Raw genomic sequence first — 23,953 nt, 5'->3', positions numbered from 1 at the left:
TCAAATAAATGGACTCAGCCGAGTAACGGCAGGTCCACCCCCCTGGTAAGTTTTAAAGCGCGTGGCAGAACGCGCAGCAGCAAGTAATTAGTGATCGTTTAAGCCTGCGGGATCGCAAAAATATTTCAAGAAGATTCACGGATGGCGCCGCAAAAAGGTCATATTTCAAATAAAATCAGCCCTTAAGCGGAAGCATTTCACCTGGGCGTTCGGCTCGAAGCGGGCTGTCAGGACGGGTGAATGCCACGATCTCGCGCTGTGTCGATTCGTCGCAGACCATCAGAACACTGCCCAATCCGCCACTTCGGGAGACAAGAAAGCGCGCCCCTTGCCGGGGAATTTCGCGCCGCTTGGCGGGGCCACTGATCGGCTGTTTTAGGGAGTGATCTGGCGGCCCCTGAAGGATTCGAACCCTCGGCCGTCCGCTTAGAAGGCGGATGCTCTATCCAGCTGAGCTAAGGGGCCGCTGACATCCCTTTTGAGGCATTGGGCGCGCGCGCGCAAGCCCTGCGAACCCTTAGACGCTCAGCGTCATGAAGACCGAATTCGGATCGGGGGCGTAGCCCTCGAAGGGCGCGCATTCCGTGAAACCGGCGGTCAGATAGAGTGCCCGAGCAGCCTCGAACGAGGGCTGCGCACCGGTCTCGAGGCTAAGGCGTGCGTAGCCCGCAGCCTGTGCCTCGGTGATCAGATGCGAGAGCATCATGCGCGCCAAACCGCGCCCGCGCAGCTCCATCAGCACATGCATGGATTTGATCTCGGCATGGCCTGCATCGATGCGTTTGAAGGCGCCCATACCGACGGCGCGCCCCTCTTCGCGCATCACGAAGAAGGCGATGCCGGGGGCGGCCAGCGCGTCGGGGGGCAGCATGTGGATCGACTCTGGCGGGGTGTCAGCATGCATGGCCGCGTGGTGGCGCGCATGCAGCAGGGCCAGATCCTCCTGCACGGGATGTTCGAGAGTGATCGTGATCATGGTCTGTTCCTTGCGTCCGCGCCGGTCCGGCTGGGGGCAGTATTACCCATGTCAAAGGGGCTTGGACAGGGCCGCGCGAAGATGTGACGCGGCGCCAAAAATAGAAACGGCGCCCCGGCAAAAACCGGGGCGCCGCAGTCGTTTTTCAGAGCCTCGCTCAGGCGATATCGAAGCGATCCGCGTTCATCACCTTGGTCCAGGCGGTGACGAAATCGGCCACGAACTTGGCCTGACCGTCGTTCTGGCCATAGACCTCTGACAGGGCGCGCAGCTGCGAGTTCGAGCCGAACACCAGATCGACGCGCGTCGCGGTCCATTTGACCGAACCGGTGGCGCGATCGCGGCCTTCGAACAGATCCTCAGCCTCGGACACGAGCGTCCAGACGGTGCCCATGTCGAGCACGTTGACGAAGAAATCGTTCGTCAGCTGACCGGGCCGCGTGGTGAACACGCCATGCGCGGTGCCGCCGTGGTTGGCGCCAAGCGCCCGCATCCCGCCGACCAGAACCGTCATCTCGGGCGCGGTCAGGGTCAGCAGCTGCGCGCGATCCACCAGCATCTCCTCGGCCGAAACCGAGTAGGATTTCTTCTGGTAATTACGGAAACCATCGGCCTGCGGTTCGAGCACGGCGAAGGACTCGGCATCGGTCTGCTCTTCGGTTGCGTCCATGCGGCCCGGGGTGAAGGGCACCTCGACCGAATGACCGGCAGCCTTGGCGGCGGCCTCGATTGCGGCGCTGCCCCCCAGCACGATCAGATCGGCCAGCGAGACTTGTTTGCCGCCCGAGGCGGTGGCATCGAAGCCCGCCTTGATGTCCTCATAGACCGCCAGCACCTTGGCCAGTTGCTCGGGCTGGTTCGCTTCCCAGTCCTTTTGCGGGGCCAGACGGATGCGGGCGCCATTCGCACCGCCGCGCATGTCCGAGCCGCGGAAGGTCGAGGCCGAGGCCCATGCGGTCGAGACGAGTTCGGCAATGCTCAGGCCCGAGGCCAGGATTTGCCCCTTGAGCACGGCGATATCGTCGGCGTCGATCAGCGCGTGATCCACAGCCGGGATCGGGTCTTGCCAGATCAGGTCTTCGGCCGGAACCTCGGGGCCGAGATACAGAGCCTTCGGCCCCATGTCGCGGTGGGTCAGCTTGAACCATGCACGGGCGAAAGCGTCGGCGAACTCCTCGGGGTTTTCGAGGAAGCGGCGCGAGATCGGCCCATAGATCGGGTCGAAACGCAGCGACAGGTCGGCCGTGGTCATCATCGGGCGATGCTTCTTCGATGGGTCGTGGGCGTCCACGATCATGTCCTCGTCAGCCACGTCCTTGGCCAGCCACTGATGCGCGCCCGCCGGGCTCTTCACCAGTTCCCAGTCGTATTTGAACAGCACCGTCAGGTAGCCCATGTCCCAGGTCGTCGGGTTCGGCTTCCATGCGCCCTCGATTCCGCTCGAGGTGGTGTCGATGCCGACGCCCGAACCAAGCGCGTTCTTCCAGCCCAGGCCCATCTCGGCGATGCCCGCCGCTTCGGGATCGGCGCCGACAAGGCCCGCGTCGCCCGCACCGTGGCACTTGCCGAAGGTGTGGCCGCCAGCGACCAGCGCCACGGTTTCCTCATCGTTCATCGCCATGCGGCCGAAGGTCTCGCGCACATCGCGACCCGAGGCGACCGGGTCGGGGTTGCCGTCCGGGCCTTCCGGGTTCACGTAGATCAGGCCCATCTGCACGGCGGCCAGCGGGTTTTCCAGCTCGCGCTCGCCCGAGTAGCGGCTGTTGGGATTGTCCGAAGGGGCGAGCCATTCGCTCTCGGCGCCCCAGTAGATGTCTTCCTCGGGTTCCCACACGTCGGGACGACCGCCGCCGAAGCCGAAGGTCTTCATGCCCATCGATTCCAGCGCGGCATTGCCCGCCAGGATCATCAGGTCCGACCACGACAGGCTGTTGCCGTATTTCTGCTTGATCGGCCACAACAGGCGGCGCGCCTTGTCGAGGTTGACGTTATCGGGCCACGAGTTGAGCGGCGCGAAACGCTGCGTGCCGGTGCGGCCACCACCACGCCCGTCGGCGGTGCGGTAGGTGCCGGCACTATGCCAGGCCATGCGGATGAAGAGCGGGCCATAGTGGCCCCAGTCGGCCGGCCACCATTCCTGGCTGTCGGTCATCAGCGCGTAGAGATCTTGCTTGACCGCGTTCAGGTCGAGCTTGCCGAAGGCCTCGGCATAGTCGAAATCGGGGCCCATCGGGTTCGACAAGGCCGAATTCTGGTGCAGTACCTTGAGGTTCAGCTGGTTCGGCCACCAGTCCCGGATCGAGCGCGCCTTGAAGGTCACGTTCGGGTTCACCCCGTGAAGAACCGGGCACTTGCCCGATTTCGCGACATCATTTCCGTCCATTATCTTTCTCCCAGAGTAATTCTTGGTGGATGGATTGGGCGACGCGTTCAGCCCGAAGGTTTTCCTCCGGGCCTGCCCGCAGCGCCGTCGAATTCAGATAGGCCCGCACCCAAGGCTGTAATCGCCATTCAGCAGGCGGATCGGTCGCGGCCTGCACAGGGGGCTTGGCATGGGTTGGTTCTCCTCTCAGCTTCGCATCGTTTAGCAACTGCGCATCATAGGAAAAAATCGTATATTTTGATCACTTCCATAAGAAACCCTGATGTTAAAGGTTTGCGAAGGACGTTCGATTTGTCGCGTTTGCAACTCGGGCGCGAAATGGCACCCTCGCCTTGCCCTGGTTCGGGTAACGCCACGGAATTCGGGGATGGAGTTGTTTCCCTCCCCAAATTCAGAGCAATGTGGCAAGGCCCGAAGGGGCGATATGGTGCCGATATGCGTTTTGTTAGATCATTTTTACTGATGGCCGTGCTCATTCCGATTCCTCCGGCGGGGGCCGAAACGCCCCTTGTCGTTGAGACCGTCATAGCACAGGCGCGCGTCACCGCGATGACGGTGGAGCTATCCGGCTCGGTCGAGGCCGCCGAGGCGGTGCCGGTGGGCTTTCGCAGCGGCGGTCGGATCACCGAGATTGCCGCCGATGTGGGCGATCAGGTGTTGCAGGCGCAGATACTGGCGCGGCTGGACGACACGCAGGCGAGGGCCGCCGAGGCCGCCGCCGAGGCGCAGTTCGCCGCCGCCGAGGCGGTGCTGCTTCAGGCCCGGCAGGCGCAGGAGCGCATCACCGCCCTGACCGAGCGTGGGGCCGCGACGCAGGCCGCGCTCGATTCGGCGACGCAAGCGCTGCTAGCAGCCCAATCGGGCTGCGATCAGGCCAAGGCGGCGCTGAACAAGGCACGCCAGGCAAGCCGCGACACCGTCATTCGCGCCCCGGCGGCGGGCATCGTGATCGCGCGCGCCGCCGAGCCCGCGCAGATCGTCGGCGCCACGCAGACCGTTCTGACGATTGCCCGCAACGGCGCCGGAGAGGCCGTTTTCCACGCCCCCGACTTTGCCGAGATCGACGATTTGCTGGGCAAGCATATCCAGCTGCGCATCCTTGACGGCAGTGACCGGCGTCTGGCGGCGACGATCTCGGAGATCTCGCCAATGATCTTCGGACAATCGGGAACCATCATGGTCAAGGCCCGGTTCGACACGCCCGCCTCTGGCGCCAGCCTTGGGGCCGCCGTGGCAAGCGAGGTTTCCTTCGCCCTGCCCGCAACCATCGGTGTCCCCTCGGGCGCGCTGATGCGGGCCGAGGGCGGGCCTGCGGTCTGGGTTGTCAATCCGGCGACCCGGCAGGTGGCGCTTGCACCCGTCAAGATCGACCACTTTACCGATAGCTCGGTCGAGCTGTCAGAAGGGCTGGCGGCGGGTGCCGAGGTCGTGACCTCGGGCGCGCAGCTGCTTTATCCGGGCCGAACTGTCACCAGCGCCGGAGGCAAGCCATGATCCGCCCCCTGCTGCCCCTGATGCTCGCCGCGGCGCTTTGCAGCCCCGTTCTGGCCGATCAGCCGCGCCCGGTCGTGTCGGAGATCCTGACGCGCGAGGCCGTGGCTCTGCGCGCCTATCCCGGCGAGATCGCAGCCAAGGTTGAAACCACGCTGGCCTTCCAGACCGCGGGCCGTATCGCCACCCGCCCGGTCCGGCTGGGAGACCTTGTCGCAACTGGCGACGAGCTGGCGACGCTCGACCAGATCACCCTAGGCGAGGATGTCAGCGCGGCGCGCGCGGCAGTGGACTCGGCGCAGGCCCAGCTCGATTTCGCGCAGCAATCGCTGACCCGCGCGCGCGAGTTGCACGCACGCAACGTGGCCTCGCAGGCTGCACTTGAGGCTGCAACCGCGCAGGCCGAAAGCGCCGAGGGCAGCCTACGCGCGGCGCGCGCCAACCTGACCCGCGCGCTTGACGCCGAACGCTTCGGCACGCTGCGCGCACCCGCCAGCGGTGTCATCACCGCGATCTTTGTCGAACCCGGCGCTGAGGTCTCGGCCGGCACGCCGGTTCTGATGCTGGCAACCGATCAGGGCCGCGAGGCGGTGATCGACGTCCCCGAAGAGGTGGTCGGCCTGCTCAGCCCCGAGGCGCGCTTCGTGATCGCGCCCCGCACGCTTGGCGCGGCCCCGATCGGCGGCACCCTGCGGCTGATCGAGCCGGTCGCGGACAAGAGCATCCGCAACCGCCGCCTGCGCATCACCCTGTCGCCCGAGGCTACTCCGCCACGCCTGGGCACCCTGGTTGACGCCCGGCTGGATCAGCCCGGCACCCCGATCCTGACCCTGCCGGTCGAGGCGCTGCTGGAAACCGGCGACACGGTCTCGGTATGGCGCGTCGCCTCCGGCCGCGTGGCCGAGCGCGTCACCATCACCCCCGGCGCCCGGATCGACAATCGCGTCACCGTGCGCGAAGGGCTGAGCGAGGGCGACGAGATCCTGATCCGGGGCATCCACTCGGTCAGCGAGGGCGAGATTCTGGGAGAGCGCGAGCAATGATGGGCGGCTTCAATCTTTCGGACTGGGCGCTGCGCCACCGCTCGATGGTGTGGTTCATGATCATCGTCTCGCTGGTGGCGGGAACGCTGGCCTATATGAATCTGGGCCGCGAGGAAGACCCGTCCTTCACCATCAAGATCATGACCATCGCGGCTGCCCTGCCCGGCGCCACCGCCGAGGAAACGCGCGAGCAGGTCACCGACCGGATCGAGAAGAAGCTGCAGGAATTGCCGCGGCTGAAGTTCACGCGCTCCGAAACCTTCCCCGGCCAGGCCGTCGTCTATGTCGAACTGCAACCCCAGGTGCGCGGCGAGGAGGTCACCCAGACCTGGCTCAAGGTGCGCAACATGATGAACGACATCCGCGGCGAGTTTCCCGCGGAATTCGGGGGTTTCTCGTTCAACGACGGGTTCGGCGATGTCTATGGCACGATCTATGCGATCACCTCGGACGGGTTCACCCCGCGCGAGCTGAAAGACCGGGTCGAGGATATCCGCTCGGCCGTGCTGACGCTGCGTGACACCGGCAAGGTCGAACTGATCGGCACACAGGACCCGGTGGTGCATGTCGAGTTCTCGGCCCGCAGGCTGGCGGCGCTTGGGCTCGACAAGGCCGTCGTGCTGAACACGCTGGCGGCGCAGAACGCGATCGTGCCTTCGGGGATCATCCGAACGGCCAACGAGATGATCGCCGTGCGCCTGTCGGGGCGTTTCGCCTCGGCCTCCGAGCTGGCGGCGACGCCGCTGCGGGTCAACGACGCGTTCTTTACGCTTGGCGATGTGGCCACGGTCAGCGATGGCTACGAAGACCCGCGCAGCTCGATCTTTCGCTACAATGGGCAGGATGCCATCGGCCTGATCATCGGGATGCGCCAAAGCGCGAACATCCTGGAATTCGGCGCCGATCTTGACGCACTGATGGAGCGCATCCAGCACGAACTACCGGTCGGCATCACGCTGAACAAGGTCGCCGACCAGCCCAAGGTGGTCGAGGAGTCGGTGAACCACTTCCTCAAGGCGCTGGCTGAGGCGGTGGCCATCGTGCTTTTCGTCAGCTTCGTCTCGCTCGGGCTGCGCGCCGGGCTGGTGGTGTCGATGTCGATCCCTCTGGTGCTGGCGATGACCTTCGTCATCCTCGACATGATGGGGGTGACGCTGCAACGCATCTCGCTTGGGGCGCTGATCATCGCGCTTGGCCTGCTGGTGGACGATGCGATGATCGCCATCGAGACGATGATCGCACGGCTGGAACTGGGCGAGAGCCTCGGCAAGGCGGCCTCCTATGCGTGGTCCTCGATCGCCTTCCCGATGCTGTCGGGCACGCTGGTGACGGTGGCGGGGTTCATCCCGATCGGGCTGAACTCAAGCCAGGCGGGCGAATACACGCTGTCACTGTTTTACGTGCTGGCGATCTCGCTTTTGCTGTCGTGGATCGTGGCGGTGCTGTTCGCGCCGCTTCTGGGGGTGACCTTCCTGCCAGCGAAACTCTCGCATCACGCACATCGCGCGGGGCGGCTGCGGCGCGGGTTCCGCGTGGCGCTGCAGGCCGCGATGCACCACAAATGGCTGACCATCGGCGTCACCGTGGCGCTTTTCGGCCTGTCGCTTTTCGGGATGCGCTTTGTCGAGCAGCAGTTCTTCCCCGCCTCTGACCGGCCCGAGCTTCTGGTCGATATCAACCTGCGCCAGAACAGCACGATCGAGCAGACCAGCCGGGCCATGGCCGGGATCGAGGACTGGCTCGCGACCCGCGACGAGGCCGCCTATTGGACGACCTATGTCGGGCGCTCGGCGCCACGCTTCCTGCTGTCGCTTGATGCGCCCACGCCCGCGCCCTTCATGGGGCAGATCGTCATCATGTCGAAGGGGCTGGAAGAGCGGAACGCCCTGCGCGCCGCGCTGAACGAACACGCCGCGCAGATCCCCGGCGTCGATCTTTTCGTCAAGACGCTGGAGCTTGGCCCGCCGGTGGGCAAGCCGGTGCAATTCCGCATCTCGGGCCCGGATCGTGACCTGCTGCTGCGCGAGGCGCGCGGCATCGCCCGGCTAATGGCAACCGACCCGCGCCTGTCGAATATCGCGCTCGATCAGGGCGAGCCTGCCCGCGTGGCCCGCGTGATCCTTGATCAGGAGCGGCTGCGGCAGTTGGGTCTGACGCAAAAGGACGTGGCGCAAGCCCTGCAAACCCTGTTCAGCGGCATCGCCGTGACCGAGTTGCGCAGCGGCAATACGCTGATCGACGTAATCGCCCGCGGAGCCGCGGCGGACCGCAGTTCGATCAACTCGCTGCAATCCTTGCAGATCCCCAGCACGGCGGGCATTCCGATTCCCCTGTTCAGCTTCGCCCGCCTCGAATGGGATATGGAGCCGCCGGTCATCCACCAGCGCGACCGCGTCCCCACGATCACCGTCAAGGCCGCCGTAAGTGGCAACGACCAACCCGCGACAATCGTTGCGCAGCTTGACCCGCAGATCGCCGAAATCACCGCCCGCCTGCCCGCCGGCTACCACATCGAGAAGGGCGGCGTGATCGAGACGAGTTCGGAAAGTCAGGGCCCCATTACCGAGGTCGTGCCGCTGATGGTGCTGATCATGCTGACGCTGGTGATGATCCAGATGCAGAGCTTCCGGCTGATGTTCATCGTTCTGGCGGTTGCACCGCTTGGGCTGGTGGGTGTTGTGGCGGCCTTGCTGCCCGCGGGCGCGCCGCTTGGCTTCGTTGCGATCCTCGGGGTTCTGGCGCTGGTCGGCATCCTGATCCGCAACTCGATCATCCTGATCAACGAGGTGACCGAGCTGCTGGCCAAGGGCAAGACCCATTGGGAGGCGGTGTTCGAAGCCTCGGACAGCCGCGCGCGACCGATCCTGCTGACGGCGGCGGCGGCAAGCCTTGCGCTGATCCCGATCTCGCGCGAGGTGTTCTGGGCGCCGATGGCCTTTGCCATGATGGGCGGCATCATCGCCGGAACGCTGATCACGCTGCTCTTCGCGCCCGCGCTGTATTGCGCGGTGTTCAAGGTGAAGCCCGAGGCAGAGTGCTGACGCCCTCCACGTTCAATTAACCATGGCGATTGCGTCGCCCACATAATTCATCTTAAGGTTGCGCAAAGCGAACTGCTGCGCGGCCCTGAATGACGGATACTCGCCCTACCCCTACCGCCGATGCTGCGCAAAGCTACGATGTTTTGGGCATCCCGATCTCGGTCACCACGCTTGAGACGGCGGCAAGGGCCCTGCGCATCTGGGCCGGCGACCGCGAAGGGCGCTATGTGGGCGTGCGCGAGGTGCCCTCGCTGATGGCGATGCGCGACGATCCGGCGCTGACCCGGATCGCGCGGAGCGCGGCGATGAACCTGCCTGACGGGATGCCGCTGGTGTGGATCGGGCGCCGTCGCGGCCTGGCCGTTGCGCGCAGTTGCGGCCCCGACCTGATGGAAAAGATGCTGAGCGAGGCGCCGCAGGACGGGTTGCGGCACTTCCTTTATGGCGGCAAACCCGGCGTGGCCGAGCGCGTGGCCGAGGAGTTTCGCGCCAGCGCCCCCGGCGCGCGCATCGTCGGCACCTATTGCCCGCCCTTTCGCCCCCTGAGCCCCGAGGAAGACGCCGAGGTCATCCGCCTGATACGCGAAAGCGGTGCCGATATCGTCTGGGTCGGGCTGTCCTCGCCCAAGCAGGACATCTGGATGGCCGAGCATGTCACGGCCCTGCCCGCCACACTGATCGGCGTCGGCGCGGCCTTCGATTTCCACGCCGGCACCGTGCGCCGCGCCCCGCGCTGGATGCAGCGTGCGGGGCTCGAATGGCTTCACCGACTGATCTCCGAGCCGCGCCGGTTGTGGCGCCGCTACCTCATCCTCGCGCCGCGCTTTGTCTGGCTGATCCTGCGCAGCGCAGGGAACAAGATATGATGGCGGCGCTGCGCCGCCCCGCGCCATGGGCGGGTCTTTTGCGCCAAACGCGCGAGGCGCGGTGGACTCTGGTCGGGCAGATCGTCACCAGCGGGGGGAATTTCGCGGCATCGGTCCTGCTGGTGCGCGCCATGGGGCTGGATGGGTTCGGGCGCTACACGCTGTGCTTCATTACGCTGATGATCCTGCGCAACCTGCTGGGGGCGGTGCTGCTGACGCCGCTCGCGCTGGTTGGGCCGAGGCTGCGCGCCACCTCGCTTGTCGCGTTTCGCGGGTTGGTGCTGGCCCTGACGCTTGGCTTTGGCGGCTTCGCGTCGCTGGCGCTTTTCGCCGGGATCATGCTTGTGGCGCGGGCCGAGGGCTATGCCTGGGCGGCGCAGGCCGCACTCCCACTGGCGCTGGCCAACCTGCTTGGCAATCTGGCCGATGCCCTGCGCCGCCACATTCTGGTGTTCGAGCGTGCCCGCGCAGCAGCCGCCATGGACGCCCTGCGCCATGCCACGCAGATCGGCGCGATCGCGCTGCTAGTGCTCTCGGCACATACGGTCACGACGGCCCATGCGCTATGGGCGTTGTGTCTGGGCAACGGCGTGGGCGTGGCCTTGGGCCTTGTGCTGTTCGGGCGCGCGACGCTGCACGCCCGGTTTGCGCGCCATGTCGGCCCGCGGCTCTGGCACCTCGCGCGCTGGATGCTGCCGACGACACTGCTTGAGACCGTGCAGGGCAACGCCCCGCTGCTGATCGCCGGAGCGATCCTGGGCGATGGTGCGCTTGGCCTTCTGCGCGCGCTACAGCAGGTGACGAACCTGCTGGCGCTGCCTTTCAACGCGCTGTCCCAGATCGCGCCCTCAATCGCCACGCGCAGCCATGCGACACTTGGCGCCCACGGTATGCGGCGCGCCCTGCTGCGGGTAACCCTTGGCTTGGTCGGCCTCTTTGCCCTGGCCGTGGCGGCGCTGCTGGCGCTGTGGCCAATGCTGTCCACGCGCTGGATGCAGATTGAGGTGCCGCGCATCTCGGCGGAACTGCTGCTTTACTGCCTGCTCAACCTGATCGTTCTGCTGCGACTGCCGCTTACCAGTTGGAGCCTCGCACTCGGCCGCCCGCAAGCCATCACCCGTGCGACGGCCATCGGCGCGGCCTGTTCGCTCGGCGTGACGCTTGCGCTGTTGCCGCTGCTTGGTGCCGTCGCGGCTGTTCTCGGGCAGATCGCCGGGGCGCTTGGCGCGATGATCGGCACCGCGCTCTCCGCCCAAAGACCCGAGGCCGCACCATGAGGATCATCTGCATCGCGGGCAGCGGGCGCTCGGGCAGCACCGTTCTGGAACAGATGATCGCAGCGCAGGGCGGCATCGCGGTTGGCGAGATGAAGTACCTCTGGTCGCGCGGGCTGATGCGCGGCGAGCTGTGCGCCTGCGGCCGCCCCACGCCCGAATGCCCGTTCTGGGCCGAGGTCATCGTGAGCGCCTTCCCCGACGGGTTGGCCCCCGCGCGGGTCGAGGCCCTGCGCCGACGGGTCGAGCGGCACCGCATCCTTATGCTCCGGCGGCTGATCCGGCTGCCCTCAGCGCGCTATGCGAAAGATCGTGCCGAATACCTGGCCATCCTGCGCCGGATCTACGCGGCGATCACCGCCGTCTCGGGGCGGGATGTCATCATCGACAGCTCGAAAGACCCCGCCCATGTCGATCTGATCCGCGAACTGGCACCCGACGCAACGATCCTGCACCTCATGCGCGACAGCCGCGCCGTCGCGCATTCCTGGGGCCAGCCCAAACGCCGCCCCGAGGTGCATTGGGCCGAGGAATACATGCCCCGGATCGGCGCGCTGCGTGCGGCGCTCGACTGGGTGTTCATCAACCTCGCGACCTCGCGGCTATTCGCCAGAACCCCGGGCTACCAGCTCTTGCGCTACGAGGATCTGGCAGAGGGTCGCGCCTTCGTGCCGTCCGAGGGAAATGCGCTTGTCCACTCCGTCTCGGGCAACCCGCTGCGCTTCGATACGGCGCAAAAGCCCCTCACCCCGGACCGCAGATGGCTGACCGAGTTTCGTGGCACGCGGCGCCTACTGGTCACCTTGCTGACCGCGCCGCTGCTACTGCACTACGGTTATCGGCTGAAGCCCGAAGACAAAGGGCGCGCACCATGACCGTCGCCTGCGCCATCCCCGCGCCCCCGCCGCTGCGCAGCCTCTATCTGTTCGCAGCCTGCCTTGCGGTCTATTTCTGCCTGCCCGAAAACGCCAGCGCGCGCGATCTGATCTATGCCTTCCCGCTGCTTTTCATCGCCGAAAGCTTGGCGAGCGGCCGCGCCGATTTGCATCGGGGTGCTGCATTCATCGGCCTGTGCTTCCTTGCGCTCTGGCTGCCATTGTCCTTGCCCAACGGCAGCGTGGGAGTGCATGAGGCCCTGTTCGTCGCCGCCTCCCTGCTTGTGCTGACGCTGCATTTCGAAACTCCGCATCGGTTCCCGATCGCGCTGTTGATCGCCGGGGGAGGCGTTGCGCTGGTCACCTGGCTGCGCAGCGCGGCGGGCCTGTTTGCCGGATTCGATCTGCTGCGCTCGGCGCAGACGGCGGGGGAAAGCTCGCTCGGGCTGGCCCTGCCGCTTGTGGCGATCCACGCCTGGGCAAGCGGGAGGCGGCGAGTCTTTCTGGTCAGCCTCTTGCTGAGCGTGCTGATGTTCAAGCGCATTGCCCTGCTCGCACTGGCTATCGTGATCGTGCTGGAGGTGCTGCAATCCGGTCGTTTCCCACGCTTGGGCGCGGTTTTACGCGCGGCCCTGATCGCGGCGGTCTTCCTATGCGGCCTGAATTCTACGCTGGTCTATGAACACCTCTCCGCCCTCGCGCAATCGCTCTTCGGCCTATCGCTTTCGCCCGACGAGGTCTCCTCGGGGCGCTATTTCGCGACCTTGCTGTTCCAGGACTGGCTTGGGGCGCATGCGAGCATATTCAGCAGCCTCGTCGGTCACGGGCCGGGGTTTTCGACCCGGTTCCTGACGGAAAGCGCCGATCTGGCGCAAAAGCATTTCCCGCTGCTGCATAACGATATCCTGCGGCTACACAGCGATTACGGATTTGTGGGCCTTGTCGGCGCCTTCTGGGCATTTCAGCGCATGGCGCGCGCAGCACCGGCGGCGCGCGGGATCGCCACCTATACGGCGTTGATCTTCCTGACCGACAATGTGCTGACCTACTTCTATTACTGGGTGATCGCGATCGCCCTGCTGCGGGTGCCGGATGAAGATCCTCGTTCTGCATAACGCCTATCGTCAGCGTGGCGGCGAGGATGCGGTGGTCGAGGCCGAAATCGCCCTGCTGCGCCGCGCGGGGCATGAAGTGCATCTGCACCATGTCTCGAACCAGCAGATCGATGGGGTCGGCGCGCGCTTCGGGGCGCTGGTGCGCGTAGCCCATAACCGCGACGCGGCAAGGCAGGTGGCGGGCCTTGTGCGCGAAACGCAGGCGCAGATCGTGCATGTGCACAATTTCTTCCCGCTCCTGTCGCCTGCCGTGCATGGGGCGGCAAGGCAGGCCGGGGCGGCGGTGGTGCAGACGCTGCACAACTACCGCCTGCTGTGCGCCAATGCGATGTTTCTGAGGGATGGAAAGCCCTGCACCGACTGCCTTGAAGGCAGCCGCACCACCGCCTTGGTGCATCGCTGCTATCGCGGTTCGCTGCCGGGCTCCGCCACACTTATGGCGATGCAACGCGCCACGCGGGGTGACTGGCAAGAACAAATCGACCGCTTCATCGTCCTTACCCGGTTCAGCCGCGAGATTTTCGTCCGGGGCGGGCTGCCAGCCGACCGGCTGTTCGTGAAACCGAACTTCGTGGCGCGCGCGGATATCCCGCCTGCGAACGCGCGCGAGGGCGCGCTATTCGTCGGGCGGCTCTCACCCGAAAAAGGCGTCGCGAGCCTGATCGCCGCGTGGCGATCCATACCGGAGATCCCGCTGACCGTCATCGGCAGCGGACCGCTTGATGCGGCCCTGCGCAGCGCAGCTCCGGGCAATGTCACCTTTATCGGCCCCCTCCCGCGCGACGCGGTGTTGCAACGCATGGCGCAGGCGCGGCTGCTGGTGTTCCCCTCGATCTGGTATGAGGGCTTTCCGATGACGCTGGTCGAGGCGATGGCCGCGGGCTTGCCCATCGTCGCCGCGCGGATCGGAGCGGCCGCCGAGATCGTCACCCCGGAACTCGGTGCCCTGTTCACCCCCGGAGATACGCAAGACCTCGCGAACAAGGTCCGCGAGGTCCACGGGGCCGATCCGGGCCCTCTATCTGCTGCTGCACGGCGGCAGTATGAACTGGCTTATACCGACGACACCAACCTGGCGCTGCTTGAACGCTGCTATGCCGAGGCGCTGGAACGCCGCCGCCGATCAGACGGTCAGGGCCTGAAGCTCGGCACTGCTCAGGCGCTTGGGGAAGAACCGGGCGGCCCGGATCTGGGCGGGGCCTGCGCCAGCCCCCACCCCCGGCACCGCGAAGTCCAGCCGGTTAAGCGCGGGTGACATCGCCCCGCTCACCGTCCCGACGACGCCGCCCGACAGGCACAGCGACATGCCGCTGCCCGACCAGCCAAGCGCAATGGCGACATCGCTGTGGCTTGCGACACTGGCCGCACTGTCGAGCGTCAGACCCGACGCCCCCCCAAGCTGCGCCCGCAGCTTCCCGCCCTCGGTGCGATAGAAATCGAGCGCACTCGCCGCCCCGGAAAGGCGCGCCAGGGGTACCTCGCCCGCGCAACGCAGGCGCGCGCGCAGCAGCAGCGTCCCCTCGCCCGACGAAAGCCATCCGCTGCCCGCCAGTCCCGCCGCATCGGCCGCGCGCGCCGCGACGCTGCCCGTGGTGCCGATGTATCCGCTCGGCGCGGCGGCCTGTTCGACCTGCATCGCGTAAACGATGACGCTCTGGCCCGAAACCGTGCTGTCAGGCCCGAGCCCGAAGGCACTGGCGCTGACCGCGCTGGCCAGCACCATCACGAAACGCAGCAGGTGATAACCGCCCCCCAGCACGAGGTTCTCGATATTCGAGATCGTCGCGCCCGAGGAGGTATTCAGCGTCACCGCGCCCGCCGCGCCAGCCAGCGCGACCGATGTCACCGGATTGGTCGCCCCGCTGTAAAGAATGCCACGGATGCGCCCGGAGGTTCCGGCGCGATACCAGACCGACACCGCATAGGGAACATTGGCCGCGAGATTGCCGGGCGGCGGTTGGATGCGGTGCCAGTTCTGGCCCTCCGAGACGACCTCAAGGCCCGGAAACAGGCCGTGGGCATTCTCGGTCAACTGGGTGCGCTGCGTGCTGCCGATGATCGTCCAACCCGCCGTCGTCGCAACCGATTGCGTCACGAGGTTGCTGCGCGCCGGATCGACAATCAAGCCCTGCCCCAGCCCATCTACAGCGCGCGGGCCAAGCCGCGCCCCGGTGACGGGATGCGCGACCTGCTGCCCGTTTACCGCGTAAAGACCTGCTGGATAGTCAAGCACAAGGGACGGCACCGCCCCGGTGCTCGACAAATAGGGCATCAACCATTTCGGCACGGTCGAGCCGCGCCGCGCCACCGCGCGGGCCGCAAGGGAAAGACCGGGAAAGAGCATCAGACATGCACCATCGCGAAGATGCCGCTGGCCGTGGTGCCCGTGGCCCGTACACGCCGAACCGCGACCGGCAGGATCGACTTATCGGCGACCGAGACGGTGCGCACCGCGCCCGCCAGCGTCACGAAGCTGACCGCGCCCCCGGTTTCCACATAAAGCGCCGAGGCGACATCGCCCAGATCGGCCGCATCCGCGGGGGTCACAGGCACCATGTCCAGCGCGGGGCCATGCAGCGCCGGAGTGCGATTCTCGAAGGGGTTACGCATCGTCGGTTCCTCGATTCTTGATCCATCGGCCCAAGGGCCTTGCGCGACAAATCTTTGAGAAAACCGCTGGATATTCCCTGAACGGAGCGTTCGCTGCCATGCGCCCGACAAAAAACCCTGTCATTTGGCCACGTTGACTATCGCCTGCGCTGGCTGTCTAGCTTGTTACAGGCATGTGCCATCCCGAGGACACGAGATGACCGACACGATCCTGAGACTTGCCGTCGCCCTAGCGATCGGCCTGCTGGTCGGGCTCGAACGCGGCTGGCGCGAGCGCGATCAGCCCGAGGGCAGCCGCACTGCCGGACTGCGCACCTTCGGAATCTTCGGCCTTCTGGGCGGGATCTTCGCCGCCCTCAGCGCGGCGATGGATGCGCCGATCGTTCTGGCCGCCGCCTACCTAGGCTTTGCGCTGCTGTTCGGCGCGTTTCAGTATCACGAGGCCACGCACGAGGACACCTTCAGCGCGACCGGCCTGATGGCGGGCTTGGGTGTCTTCGGGCTGGGGGCGCTGGCGGTTGTGGGCGACTACCAGGTGGCCGCCGCAGCGGGCGCCGCCCTGACCGCCTTGCTGGCCAGCCGCGAATGGTTGCACGCGGTGTTGCGCAAACTGTCCTGGGTCGAGCTGCGCTCCGCCGTCGTGCTGGCGGTAATGACCGTGATCGTGCTGCCGATGCTGCCCAACCGCACGGTCGACCCTTGGGGCGGACTCAATCCGTGGGAGATCTGGTTCTTCACGGTCCTGATCGCGACCATTTCCTTTGCAGGCTATATCGCGGTGCGCATGCTCGGGCCGCGCCGCGGGTTGTTGCTAAGCGGCCTTGCCGGGGCGGTGGTATCCTCCACCGCCGTGACCGTGGCGCTGGCGCGGATGGCGCGCGCGAACCCCTACCCGCGCAGGCTAGCCGGGACCGCAGCACTGGCCGCAACCGTTTCGCTGCTGCGCGTCAGCATCATCGTGGGGTTTCTCGCGCCGCAGGTCGCGGTGCAGATCCTGCCCGGAACGCTTGCCGCGGCGCTGGTGATGGCGGCCCTGGGTGGCTTCGCGCTGTCCCAGAACGGCACGACTTCGGTCGAGCAAGATGACATTCGCAACCCGTTCGAGCTGCGCGCGCTGCTGGCCTTCGCCGGTTTCTTCGCCATTGTCTCGACGGCGAACGCCGCGGTCGTCGGCTGGTTTGGCGAGATGAGCCTGCTGGCCACCTCGGCCCTCTCGGGCATGTTCGACGTCGATGTCGCGGTTCTGGGCGCGGTGCGGCTGAGCGGCGGGCCGATTGCCACCGACCTGATCGCGACTGCGATCCTGATTGCGCTTGGCTCGAACGCCTTCGGAAGGCTGTTTCTGGCCGCCATGGCCGGTCCACGCAAATTCTGGGTGCCACTGGGGGGCGCGACGCTTGCCGCTCTGCTCGCAGGGGGGCTGGCCTATTACGTAATGCTTCGGGTCTGACCCGCGCGACGCGCGCTCAGGACCGGATGGGGGATGTCGCACCAGATGGCAGGCAGCGCCGCGCATAAAAAACACCCCCAACCCGCGCACCAGATCAGCGCCGAAAGGCGCAGCCCGTCGGGCAGCAATTCCGGCACAAGACGCAAGGGAACCGACAGCCAGACCAGACCGAACCCGACACGCAACCAGTGCCCGGGCACCAGCCGCCCCGGCACGCGCCGCATATAGGCGCGCGCGGCGACGGCAAAGATCATGCCCCCCATCGCGCCCAAGGCCAGCATATGCAGGTAGCGCCCCAACGAGCCGCCTGCCTCGAACAAAAGCTCGCTTCCCGCCAATGCGAGGCCCGCAGGCAGCCACGCCCAAGCCAGCAGCAAAAGCATCAGATCGCCCTGCCCCGCGACCGCCTGCATCGGCCAGCGCACCATGCGCAGAACTTGCGCGCAGGCGGCCAGTATTGTCGCGACCCCAACAACTTCCGGCGCGACACCCACCGCCGCGAAGACCGGCAAAGCCAGCACCGTCGAGTCGGCAAGGGCATTCACCCAAGACCATTCCCGTCCGCTCTCATCCCCCACACGGGCGCGCAAGAAGGCGGGCAAGATGCGCCCTCCGACCACGGCGATCAGCGCGCCGAAGCCGAAGATCAGCGTTGTTGCGTCGGGTTCGTGACCGCTCAACATTGCCAGTTCTGCGGCAAACAGCGCCAGCGGCATCGAGGCAATGGGCAGGCGCGGCCAGCGCCGCGTGGCCCAAACCGCCTGAACAAGAACCGCCGCAAGCAATACCGGGTAGAGCAACCCGAGCCAGCCCGCGCCCGCTGAATAGCCGATGCGCGCGGCGCACCATGCCGCAACCACGGCCTGCGTCAGCCCCGGCGCGAACCGTCGCCCGGTCCAATGCGAGGCTGCGGTCAGCAAGTAGCCTCCGATTGCCGCGCCACCCATGCCAAACATCAGCTCATGCCGGTGCCATGCGACCGGATCGGCGGGCCAGCCACCCACATTGAGCACCCAGACCATCGGTGCCACGGCGGCCCACAGCGCGGCCAGAGCAAACAAGCTCAGGTGGGGCGCCCGCCAAGGGGCTGACAAGACCGTCATTCTCAGCCCGTCCAGGCGCTCGCCCTTGGCGCCCCAAGCCCAAGCAGATCGACCGCCCTTGCCGCGATCTGGCGCGAAATGTCATCGACGCTTTCGGGCATCAGATACCACGCTGGCACCGGGGGCATCACCACTGCCCCCATCTCGGTCGCCGAGGTCATGTTGCGCAGATGCGCAAGGGTCAGCGGCGCCTCGCGCGCCAGCAGCACAAGCCTGCGCCGTTCCTTCAGCTGAACCGAGGCCGCGCGGGTGAGCAGGTTGTCGTCCAGCCCCTGCGCGATGGCCGCGAGACTGCGCATCGAACAGGGCGCCACGATCATACCGGCAACCGGCGCCGAGCCCGAGGCGATCGACGCGCCGATATCTGCAATCGGGTGATGGCGATCCACAAGGCTACGCAGTTCCTCCTGCGCCTCAGGGCCACATTCGGTGGCCAGCGTGCGCTCGGCCGCCGCGCTGGTCACCAGATCAATTTCAGCGCCAAGCACGCGCAGGTGGCGCGCGACCCAAAGGCCAAGCGCTGCGCCGGACGCGCCCGATATCCCCAGGACAACGCGTAGCGTGCTCATGGCACTCCCTCCGGAAGGTGGCGTGCGAGGATATCCATCGCGGCGGCCTCGTCCTCGGGCGCCATGCGCATCACCGAACCCCAGTCGCGCGCGGTCTCGGGGCCGATCTTGTTCGTTGCGTCGATCCCCATCTTTCCCGCAAGGCCGGGCTGGGGAGACGCGAAGTCGAGGTAATCCATCGGCGTGTCATTCAGGATCATGACATCGCGCGACGGGTCCATCCGCGTGGCCAGCGCCCAGGCGATATCGTCCCAGTTCGAGGGATCGAGATCATCATCCACGACGATGATTGCCTTTGTATAGCTGAACTGCGGCAGCATCCCCCAAAGCGCCATCATGACCCGCCGCGCCTGCCCCGGATAGCGCTTGTCGATGCTGACGACCGCCATGCGATAGGAACAGGCGGCGGGTGGCAACCAAAGATCGCGAATCTCGGGGATCTGGGCACGGATCGTCGGCAGGGCGAGCTTATTGAAGACCTCGCCGATGATCGCGGGTTCGTCCGGCGGGCGGCCGGTATAGGTGGACAGATAAAGCGCATCCTTGCGCCTGGTGACTGCGCTGACCTGCATGACCGGGAAGGGTTCGGCGGCATTATAATAGCCGGTGTGATCGCCAAACGGCCCCTCGGGCGCGGTTTCCGTGGGCGAAACCCAGCCCTCGATCACCATCTCGGCGTCGGCAGGCACCAAAAGCGGAACGGAGCGCGCCGGGGCAAGGCGCGGGCGGGCACCACCCAACACACCGGAAAAGCCAAGCTCCGAGACCGTCTCGGGCAGCGGAAGCGCGGCGGACAGAAGCAGCCCCGGTGCGGCACCAAGAACGATGGCAACGGGCATTGGCTCAGCCGCGCGGGCCCAACCGCGATGATGCGCGGCCCCTCCCCGATGCGCCAGCCAGCGCATGATCAGCCGGTCGCGCCCGATCAACTGAACCCGGTAAACCCCTGCGTTATAGCGCGACACGCTGTCTGCCTCGGTGCCATAGGGGCGCGTCAGCACCACAGGCCATGTGATCAGGGGGCCAGCATCGCCCGGCCAGTGCGTTTGCACGGGCACGGCGCCAAGGTCGATCGCCGCGCCTTCCTCGACGATCTCCTGCACTGCCGGGTGCGAGACCATCTTGGGTCGCGTCGCCAGCGCCGCGCGTAGCATGGGCCAGCGCGAAAGCGCATCGCGCATCCCCTCGGGCGGGGTGGGCGCGCGCAGGGCCGCAAGGAAATTACCCAGATCGGGCAGGCTTTCAACGCCCACCCCAAGCCCCGCAGCAACCCGGTCGGGCGTGCCAAAGAGATTGGTGACCACCGGAATGCCCGAGACCCTCCCATCCGCCAGAACCGGCGTATCGAAGCGCAGCACCGGGCCGCCCCGCTCCAGCGCGGCGCGATGCACGGCGGTCATGCGATGGCGCACCGAAACCGGTTCTGAGATCGTGGCAAGCTGGTTCTCGGAGGCACACCAGTCGAGAAAATCGCGCAGCGTGCGAAAGGGGGGGAGTTCGCGCATCATCTATCCGTTCCTGTTGCAAGCGGCATAGCAGCGCCCCGATGCGGGCAACTTGAGAATGGTCAAGTCGCCCCGAGTCGCGCCGCGCTATCAACGCCCCAGACCGGCCGAGACCGGTGCCAGACCATCAGGACCGCCCCGTGTCGCAGCCCCTCGACGACATCCCCATCTTTCCACGCCTTCCGGCGCGCTTCCTGCGCGTGGCCCCCTTGGCCCCTGTCGCCCTTGCCCTGAACCGGCTCGCGCGCCGCGTTGCGCGCAGTCATCCTTCCATGTTTCGCCGCATGGGCCCCCATGCCCATGCGCGCTTCGAGATCGATCCGACAGACCTACCCTTCGTCATCGTGATCGAGCCACGTGGCGGCGCTCCCCTTGTCGCGCTGTCACGCCAGCCCAAGCCCTGCGATGCACGCATCGCAGGGCCCCTGGCGGCCCTACTGGGAATGGTTCACGGCGCCTATGACGGCGATGCACTGTTCTTCTCGCGCGATCTGACCGTCGAAGGCGATACCTCGGCGGTTCTGGCGTTGCGCAATGCGATCGACGCGGCGGAACTGGATCTGGGTGCGGAACTGGCCGAGGCGCTTGGCCCTGCGTCAGGCTTAGTGCGCAGACTGACCGAATTCGGCGAGCGACGCACCGGCGTTGCCCTCAGCCGACACGAGGAGATCGAGACTTGGTAATGGAAATCGTCTGCCCGGCAGGCACCCCGGCGGCACTGCGCGCGGCGGTCAAGGCAGGGGCGCATACCGTCTATTGCGGCTTTGCCGACGAGACCAACGCCCGCAACTTCCCGGGGCTGAATTTCGACCGCGACGAGATGCGCGACAGCATCGCATTCGCCCATGATCACGGCGCCAAGGTCCTGATCGCCATCAACACCTATCCACGCGCCGGGGACGAGGCACTGTGGCATCGTGCCGTCGCCGATGCCGCGAAATGCCGTGCCGACGCGGTCATTCTGGCCGATATCGGGCTACTGGCCTTCGCGCATCAGAACTTCCCCGAGTTGCGTCGCCATCTTTCGGTGCAGGCCGCCGCCGCGAATGCCGATATCATCAACTTTTACGGCCGCACCTTCGGGGTAAAACGCGTGGTACTGCCGCGCGTCCTGACCGTGCCCGAGATCGCCGCGATCAATGCCGAGACCGAGGTGGAGACCGAGGTTTTCGTCTTCGGCGGCCTGTGCGTCATGGCCGAGGGGCGCTGCTCGCTTTCGTCCTACGCCACGGGCAAGTCGCCCAACATGAACGGCGTCTGCTCGCCCGCAAGCCATGTCGAATACCACGAACAGGGCGGGCAGCTGGATGCGCGTCTTGGCGGCTACACGATCCACCGCGTCGGCAAGGGCGAGCCCGCCCCCTACCCGACCCTGTGCAAGGGCTGCTTTACCGCGGGCAGCAAGACCGGCCACCTGTTTGAAGACCCGGTCAGCCTGAACGCCGAGGCGCTGATGCCGCAGCTCCAGAAAGCCGGCGTCACCGCGCTCAAGATCGAGGGGCGGCAACGCTCGGTGTCCTATGTCTCGCAGGTGGTGCGCAACTTCCGCGCCGCGGTGGACGCGCTCGACGCCGGGCGCGCCATGCCCGAGGGGATGCTGGTGCGCCTGTCCGAAGGCCAGGCCAATACCACCGGCGCCTATCGCAAGACCTGGAGATGACTATGGAACTGACCGTCGGCGCCGTGCAGTATTTCTGGAAGCCGGAGTTCTGGGCGCAGTTTCACGCCGATCTTGTCGATGCCCCGGTAGACCGGGTGGTTTTGGGAGAGTTGGTCTGCTCGAAACGCCTGCCGTTCTACCAGGATCTGATCCCCGAAGCCGCCGCAACGCTTCAAGCTGCGGGCAAAGAGGTCGCGCTGACCAGCCTTGCCCTGATCACCCTGCGGCGCGAGCGCAAGCTGATGGCGGAACTGGCCGAGATGGGCGTCGAGATCGAGATCAACGACCTGACCGCGCTGGCATACCTGCCCGAGGGCACGGCTTTCTCGGTCGGGCCGCTCGTCAATGTCTATAACGAGGGCACGCTGACCTGGCTTGCCGCACGGGGCGCCACGCGGATCAGCCTGCCGCCCGAGCTTCCGCTTGCCTCGATCCGGGTGCTCGCGCAGGCGGGTAAATCGCTTGGGGTCCAGATCGAGGTCTGGGGCCACGGGCGCCTGCCGCTGGCAATCTCGGGGCGCTGCTACCACTCGCGCCTCTACGGGCGGCCCAAGGACAATTGCCAATATGCCTGCGAGGAAGACCCCGATGGCCGGCCGGTCAAGACGCTCGACAAGCAGCCCTTCCTGGCAATCAACGGGGTGCAAACGCTCTCGGACACGCATGCCTGCACGCTGAACCAGATCGAGGCGCTGCGTGACGCAGGTGTCGCAGCCCTGCGGCTCTCGCCCCAGTCGCAGCGATTCGCGGATCTGTGCCGGATTTACCGTGCGATTCTGGAGGGTTCGCTCACACCCGAGGCCGCAATCGCACAGGTTAGCGAACTGACGCCCGAGGTTCGCCTCAGCGACGGCTTCATCGACGGCGCGCGAGGCGTGGCTTGGTCAGCCGAATCGACGGCATAATAAATTCAATAAGTTGCATGAATTTTTGCGCGTGCGGCAATGCGGCGCGCAAATGACTTTGGTCAAGGTGTGACAATCTTCATGTTGGTATCATCCCGGTGAACAAAGCGAGCGCCTTGGGCTCCGAAGCCAACAAAGCAAAGCCATGTCAGCGGTTCTACCCATCCTGCCCCGCCCGACGGAACACGCCGCAGAGTTCATTTCTTCCTCAAAGTCAATTTTGCTTTTTGACGCAGATCAACGGAATCATGCGGACACGATGCTAGGGACATTCCCATGGTTCAGATAGCGTCACCAAATCACCCCGGAGCCCGCAAGCCGATGACCTCCTCGCCTTCCCGGCGCGCGATCCTGCGCGGCAAGGTCAACGAGCGCCCGCACCCGCGCCCGATCGGGGCGCTGGCGCCGATGGCGTTCGAGGATGCCTGCACCCAATGCGGCGACTGCGCGCGCGCCTGCCCCGAAGAGATCATCCTGCGAGATGCCGAGGGCTATCCCGTGCTCGACCCGCGCGCCGGGGCCTGCACCTTCTGCGGCGCCTGCACCGAGGCCTGCGAGACCGGCGCCCTGATCGCGGGGCAGCCCTTCCCGTGGCGCGCCGCCGCCGAACCCAACTGCCTTTCGCTCAACGGTGTGCAATGCCGCGCCTGCGAGGACCAATGCGATTCAAGCGCGATCCGCTTCCGGCTGTTGCCCGGCGGCTCGGCGCAACCGCTGTTCGACGATACCGCCTGCACCGGCTGCGGCGCCTGCGTGGCGCCCTGCCCCGCCGGAGCCATCGCCCTGCACCCCTTCAACCCGACGGAGCCTGCCCAATGCTGAATATTTGCGGATGCCTCGTCCAGACGGCCCCCGACCGGACCGCAAGCGTCATCGAGGCGCTGAACGCGACCGAAGGCAGCGAGGTCCATGCCCATGACAAGGGCCGGATCGTCGTGACCGTCGAGGACACTCAAACACGCCGCGCCTCTGATCTGATCATGGATATGCACCAGATCCCGGGCGTGATCGGCGTGACCCTCACCTACCACCATTTCGAGGCGCTCGAAGACGACGCGCCTGCAACCCTTTCCTGATCCGGGAGACT

The 23,953-nt window shown here is 66.3% G+C and carries 21 protein-coding genes, 1 tRNA gene and 1 pseudogene; 14 read left to right on the top strand and 9 right to left on the bottom strand.

The genetic code is table 11. The features are described from left to right. Positions 1 to 388 precede the first annotated feature (388 nt). The 3 genes from LZA78_RS12710 to katG form a co-directional block, all read right to left on the bottom strand. A tRNA-Arg gene (locus tag LZA78_RS12710) sits at positions 389 to 465 on the bottom strand. A 52-nt stretch (positions 466 to 517) separates the two neighbouring features. Continuing rightward, positions 518 to 976 (bottom strand): GNAT family N-acetyltransferase, encoded by a 459-nt coding sequence (locus LZA78_RS12705; protein WP_233677314.1) that lies wholly within the window; start codon positions 974 to 976, stop codon positions 518 to 520. Positions 977 to 1,133: 157 nt separating this feature from the next. Continuing rightward, complete coding sequence (katG, locus tag LZA78_RS12700; RefSeq protein WP_233677313.1) at positions 1,134 to 3,359, bottom strand: catalase/peroxidase HPI; 2,226 nt, start codon at positions 3,357 to 3,359, stop codon at positions 1,134 to 1,136. A gap of 462 nt (positions 3,360 to 3,821) precedes the next feature. Here katG and LZA78_RS12695 point away from each other — a divergent pair, with 462 nt between their 5' ends. From LZA78_RS12695 to LZA78_RS12660, 8 genes and pseudogenes are all read left to right on the top strand, one after another. After that, positions 3,822 to 4,853 carry an efflux RND transporter periplasmic adaptor subunit gene (locus LZA78_RS12695; protein WP_233677312.1) on the top strand — a complete coding sequence of 344 codons (1,032 nt, stop codon included), beginning with the start codon at positions 3,822 to 3,824 and terminating at the stop codon, positions 4,851 to 4,853. Next, positions 4,850 to 5,893 carry an efflux RND transporter periplasmic adaptor subunit gene (locus LZA78_RS12690; RefSeq protein ID WP_233677311.1) on the top strand — a complete coding sequence of 348 codons (1,044 nt, stop codon included), beginning with the start codon at positions 4,850 to 4,852 and terminating at the stop codon, positions 5,891 to 5,893. Before LZA78_RS12695 ends, LZA78_RS12690 begins: the two co-directional genes overlap by 4 nt. Then, a complete protein-coding gene (locus LZA78_RS12685) occupies positions 5,890 to 8,934 on the top strand; it encodes an efflux RND transporter permease subunit (protein WP_233677310.1) in 3,045 nt (1,014 codons plus the stop codon). The genes LZA78_RS12690 and LZA78_RS12685 overlap by 4 nt, the downstream gene beginning before the upstream one ends. An 89-nt stretch (positions 8,935 to 9,023) precedes the next feature. Further along, complete coding sequence (locus LZA78_RS12680; RefSeq protein WP_233677309.1) at positions 9,024 to 9,800, top strand: WecB/TagA/CpsF family glycosyltransferase; 777 nt, start codon at positions 9,024 to 9,026, stop codon at positions 9,798 to 9,800. After that, a complete protein-coding gene (locus LZA78_RS12675; RefSeq protein WP_233677308.1) occupies positions 9,797 to 11,077 on the top strand; it encodes a lipopolysaccharide biosynthesis protein in 1,281 nt (426 codons plus the stop codon). The genes LZA78_RS12680 and LZA78_RS12675 overlap by 4 nt, the downstream gene beginning before the upstream one ends. Then, on the top strand, positions 11,074 to 11,949 hold the full coding sequence (locus tag LZA78_RS12670) for a sulfotransferase (RefSeq protein ID WP_233677307.1): 876 nt from the start codon (positions 11,074 to 11,076) through the stop codon (positions 11,947 to 11,949). Before LZA78_RS12675 ends, LZA78_RS12670 begins: the two co-directional genes overlap by 4 nt. Beyond that, positions 11,946 to 13,064, top strand: a complete 1,119-nt coding sequence (locus LZA78_RS12665) for a hypothetical protein (protein WP_233677306.1) — start codon at positions 11,946 to 11,948, stop codon at positions 13,062 to 13,064. The genes LZA78_RS12670 and LZA78_RS12665 overlap by 4 nt, the downstream gene beginning before the upstream one ends. Beyond that, positions 13,042 to 14,052: pseudogene (locus tag LZA78_RS12660) on the top strand (glycosyltransferase); the annotation flags it as partial. The gene LZA78_RS12665 and the pseudogene LZA78_RS12660, both read left to right, overlap by 23 nt. 135 nt (positions 14,053 to 14,187) lie before the next feature. On the opposite strand, the gene LZA78_RS18055 reads toward LZA78_RS12660, so the two are convergent. Together LZA78_RS18055 and LZA78_RS12655 are read right to left on the bottom strand one after the other, a co-directional pair. Next, positions 14,188 to 15,408 (bottom strand): phage head spike fiber domain-containing protein, encoded by a 1,221-nt coding sequence (locus tag LZA78_RS18055; protein ID WP_438811074.1) that lies wholly within the window; start codon positions 15,406 to 15,408, stop codon positions 14,188 to 14,190. Next, positions 15,408 to 15,674: a spike base protein, RCAP_Rcc01079 family gene (locus LZA78_RS12655; protein ID WP_233677304.1), complete on the bottom strand. Its 267-nt coding sequence runs from the start codon at positions 15,672 to 15,674 to the stop codon at positions 15,408 to 15,410. The genes LZA78_RS18055 and LZA78_RS12655 overlap by 1 nt, the downstream gene beginning before the upstream one ends. Positions 15,675 to 15,870: 196 nt before the next feature. Between LZA78_RS12655 and LZA78_RS12650 the strand changes: the two genes are divergently transcribed. After that, complete coding sequence (locus LZA78_RS12650; RefSeq protein WP_233677303.1) at positions 15,871 to 17,124, top strand: MgtC/SapB family protein; 1,254 nt, start codon at positions 15,871 to 15,873, stop codon at positions 17,122 to 17,124. On the opposite strand, the gene LZA78_RS12645 is transcribed toward LZA78_RS12650, so the two are convergent. The 4 genes from LZA78_RS12645 to LZA78_RS12630 form a co-directional block, all read right to left on the bottom strand. Beyond that, positions 17,103 to 18,227: an NnrS family protein gene (locus LZA78_RS12645; RefSeq protein WP_255697452.1), complete on the bottom strand. Its 1,125-nt coding sequence runs from the start codon at positions 18,225 to 18,227 to the stop codon at positions 17,103 to 17,105. The two genes, LZA78_RS12650 and LZA78_RS12645, sit on opposite strands and share 22 nt — an antisense overlap. Positions 18,228 to 18,229: 2 nt before the next feature. Further along, the gene (locus tag LZA78_RS12640) at positions 18,230 to 18,796 is read right to left on the bottom strand and encodes a UbiX family flavin prenyltransferase (protein WP_233677301.1); all 567 of its coding nucleotides are present in this window, start codon (positions 18,794 to 18,796) and stop codon (positions 18,230 to 18,232) included. Then, entirely contained in the window at positions 18,793 to 20,301 is a 1,509-nt protein-coding gene (locus LZA78_RS12635) for a UbiD family decarboxylase (protein ID WP_233677300.1), read from the bottom strand. Before LZA78_RS12635 ends, LZA78_RS12640 begins: the two co-directional genes overlap by 4 nt. A 62-nt stretch (positions 20,302 to 20,363) precedes the next feature. Continuing rightward, positions 20,364 to 20,567, bottom strand: a complete 204-nt coding sequence (locus LZA78_RS12630) for a hypothetical protein (RefSeq protein ID WP_233677299.1) — start codon at positions 20,565 to 20,567, stop codon at positions 20,364 to 20,366. On the opposite strand from LZA78_RS12630, the gene ubiT reads away from it, so the two are divergent. From ubiT to LZA78_RS12605, 5 genes are all read left to right on the top strand, one after another. Further along, positions 20,502 to 20,984 carry a ubiquinone anaerobic biosynthesis accessory factor UbiT gene (gene ubiT, locus LZA78_RS12625; protein WP_438811077.1) on the top strand — a complete coding sequence of 161 codons (483 nt, stop codon included), beginning with the start codon at positions 20,502 to 20,504 and terminating at the stop codon, positions 20,982 to 20,984. The two genes, LZA78_RS12630 and ubiT, sit on opposite strands and share 66 nt — an antisense overlap. After that, positions 20,984 to 21,961 (top strand): ubiquinone anaerobic biosynthesis protein UbiU, encoded by a 978-nt coding sequence (gene ubiU / locus LZA78_RS12620; RefSeq protein WP_233677297.1) that lies wholly within the window; start codon positions 20,984 to 20,986, stop codon positions 21,959 to 21,961. The genes ubiT and ubiU overlap by 1 nt, the downstream gene beginning before the upstream one ends. A gap of 2 nt (positions 21,962 to 21,963) precedes the next feature. Continuing rightward, on the top strand, positions 21,964 to 22,866 hold the full coding sequence (gene ubiV, locus LZA78_RS12615; protein WP_233677296.1) for a ubiquinone anaerobic biosynthesis protein UbiV: 903 nt from the start codon (positions 21,964 to 21,966) through the stop codon (positions 22,864 to 22,866). 321 nt (positions 22,867 to 23,187) lie between these two features. Next, entirely contained in the window at positions 23,188 to 23,688 is a 501-nt protein-coding gene (locus tag LZA78_RS12610) for a ferredoxin-type protein NapF (protein ID WP_233677295.1), read from the top strand. After that, entirely contained in the window at positions 23,682 to 23,942 is a 261-nt protein-coding gene (locus tag LZA78_RS12605) for a chaperone NapD (protein WP_233677294.1), read from the top strand. The genes LZA78_RS12610 and LZA78_RS12605 overlap by 7 nt, the downstream gene beginning before the upstream one ends. Positions 23,943 to 23,953 lie beyond the last annotated feature (11 nt).

Source organism: Rhodobacter flavimaris (genome assembly GCF_021378075.1).
In the GTDB taxonomy this organism is placed as follows: Bacteria; Pseudomonadota; Alphaproteobacteria; order Rhodobacterales; family Rhodobacteraceae; genus Rhodobacter; species Rhodobacter flavimaris.
This window is presented reverse-complemented; position numbering and strand designations above follow the sequence as displayed.

Excerpts from the sequence above, each read along its gene's own strand:
- LZA78_RS12705 (WP_233677314.1), bottom strand. The coding sequence starts at position 976 with ATGATCACGATCACTCTCGAACATCCCGTGCAGGAGGATCTGGCCCTG.
- katG (WP_233677313.1), bottom strand. The coding sequence starts at position 3,359 with ATGGACGGAAATGATGTCGCGAAATCGGGCAAGTGCCCGGTTCTTCAC.
- LZA78_RS12695 (WP_233677312.1), top strand. The coding sequence starts at position 3,822 with ATGGCCGTGCTCATTCCGATTCCTCCGGCGGGGGCCGAAACGCCCCTT.
- LZA78_RS12690 (WP_233677311.1), top strand. The coding sequence starts at position 4,850 with ATGATCCGCCCCCTGCTGCCCCTGATGCTCGCCGCGGCGCTTTGCAGC.
- LZA78_RS12685 (WP_233677310.1), top strand. The coding sequence starts at position 5,890 with ATGATGGGCGGCTTCAATCTTTCGGACTGGGCGCTGCGCCACCGCTCG.
- LZA78_RS12680 (WP_233677309.1), top strand. The coding sequence starts at position 9,024 with ATGACGGATACTCGCCCTACCCCTACCGCCGATGCTGCGCAAAGCTAC.
- LZA78_RS12675 (WP_233677308.1), top strand. The coding sequence starts at position 9,797 with ATGATGGCGGCGCTGCGCCGCCCCGCGCCATGGGCGGGTCTTTTGCGC.
- LZA78_RS12670 (WP_233677307.1), top strand. The coding sequence starts at position 11,074 with ATGAGGATCATCTGCATCGCGGGCAGCGGGCGCTCGGGCAGCACCGTT.
- LZA78_RS12665 (WP_233677306.1), top strand. The coding sequence starts at position 11,946 with ATGACCGTCGCCTGCGCCATCCCCGCGCCCCCGCCGCTGCGCAGCCTC.
- LZA78_RS18055 (WP_438811074.1), bottom strand. The coding sequence starts at position 15,408 with ATGCTCTTTCCCGGTCTTTCCCTTGCGGCCCGCGCGGTGGCGCGGCGC.
- LZA78_RS12655 (WP_233677304.1), bottom strand. The coding sequence starts at position 15,674 with ATGCGTAACCCCTTCGAGAATCGCACTCCGGCGCTGCATGGCCCCGCG.
- LZA78_RS12650 (WP_233677303.1), top strand. The coding sequence starts at position 15,871 with ATGACCGACACGATCCTGAGACTTGCCGTCGCCCTAGCGATCGGCCTG.
- LZA78_RS12645 (WP_255697452.1), bottom strand. The coding sequence starts at position 18,227 with ATGACGGTCTTGTCAGCCCCTTGGCGGGCGCCCCACCTGAGCTTGTTT.
- LZA78_RS12640 (WP_233677301.1), bottom strand. The coding sequence starts at position 18,796 with ATGAGCACGCTACGCGTTGTCCTGGGGATATCGGGCGCGTCCGGCGCA.
- LZA78_RS12635 (WP_233677300.1), bottom strand. The coding sequence starts at position 20,301 with ATGCGCGAACTCCCCCCCTTTCGCACGCTGCGCGATTTTCTCGACTGG.
- LZA78_RS12630 (WP_233677299.1), bottom strand. The coding sequence starts at position 20,567 with ATGACTGCGCGCAACGCGGCGCGCGAGCCGGTTCAGGGCAAGGGCGAC.
- ubiU (WP_233677297.1), top strand. The coding sequence starts at position 20,984 with ATGGAAATCGTCTGCCCGGCAGGCACCCCGGCGGCACTGCGCGCGGCG.
- ubiV (WP_233677296.1), top strand. The coding sequence starts at position 21,964 with ATGGAACTGACCGTCGGCGCCGTGCAGTATTTCTGGAAGCCGGAGTTC.
- LZA78_RS12610 (WP_233677295.1), top strand. The coding sequence starts at position 23,188 with ATGACCTCCTCGCCTTCCCGGCGCGCGATCCTGCGCGGCAAGGTCAAC.
- LZA78_RS12605 (WP_233677294.1), top strand. The coding sequence starts at position 23,682 with ATGCTGAATATTTGCGGATGCCTCGTCCAGACGGCCCCCGACCGGACC.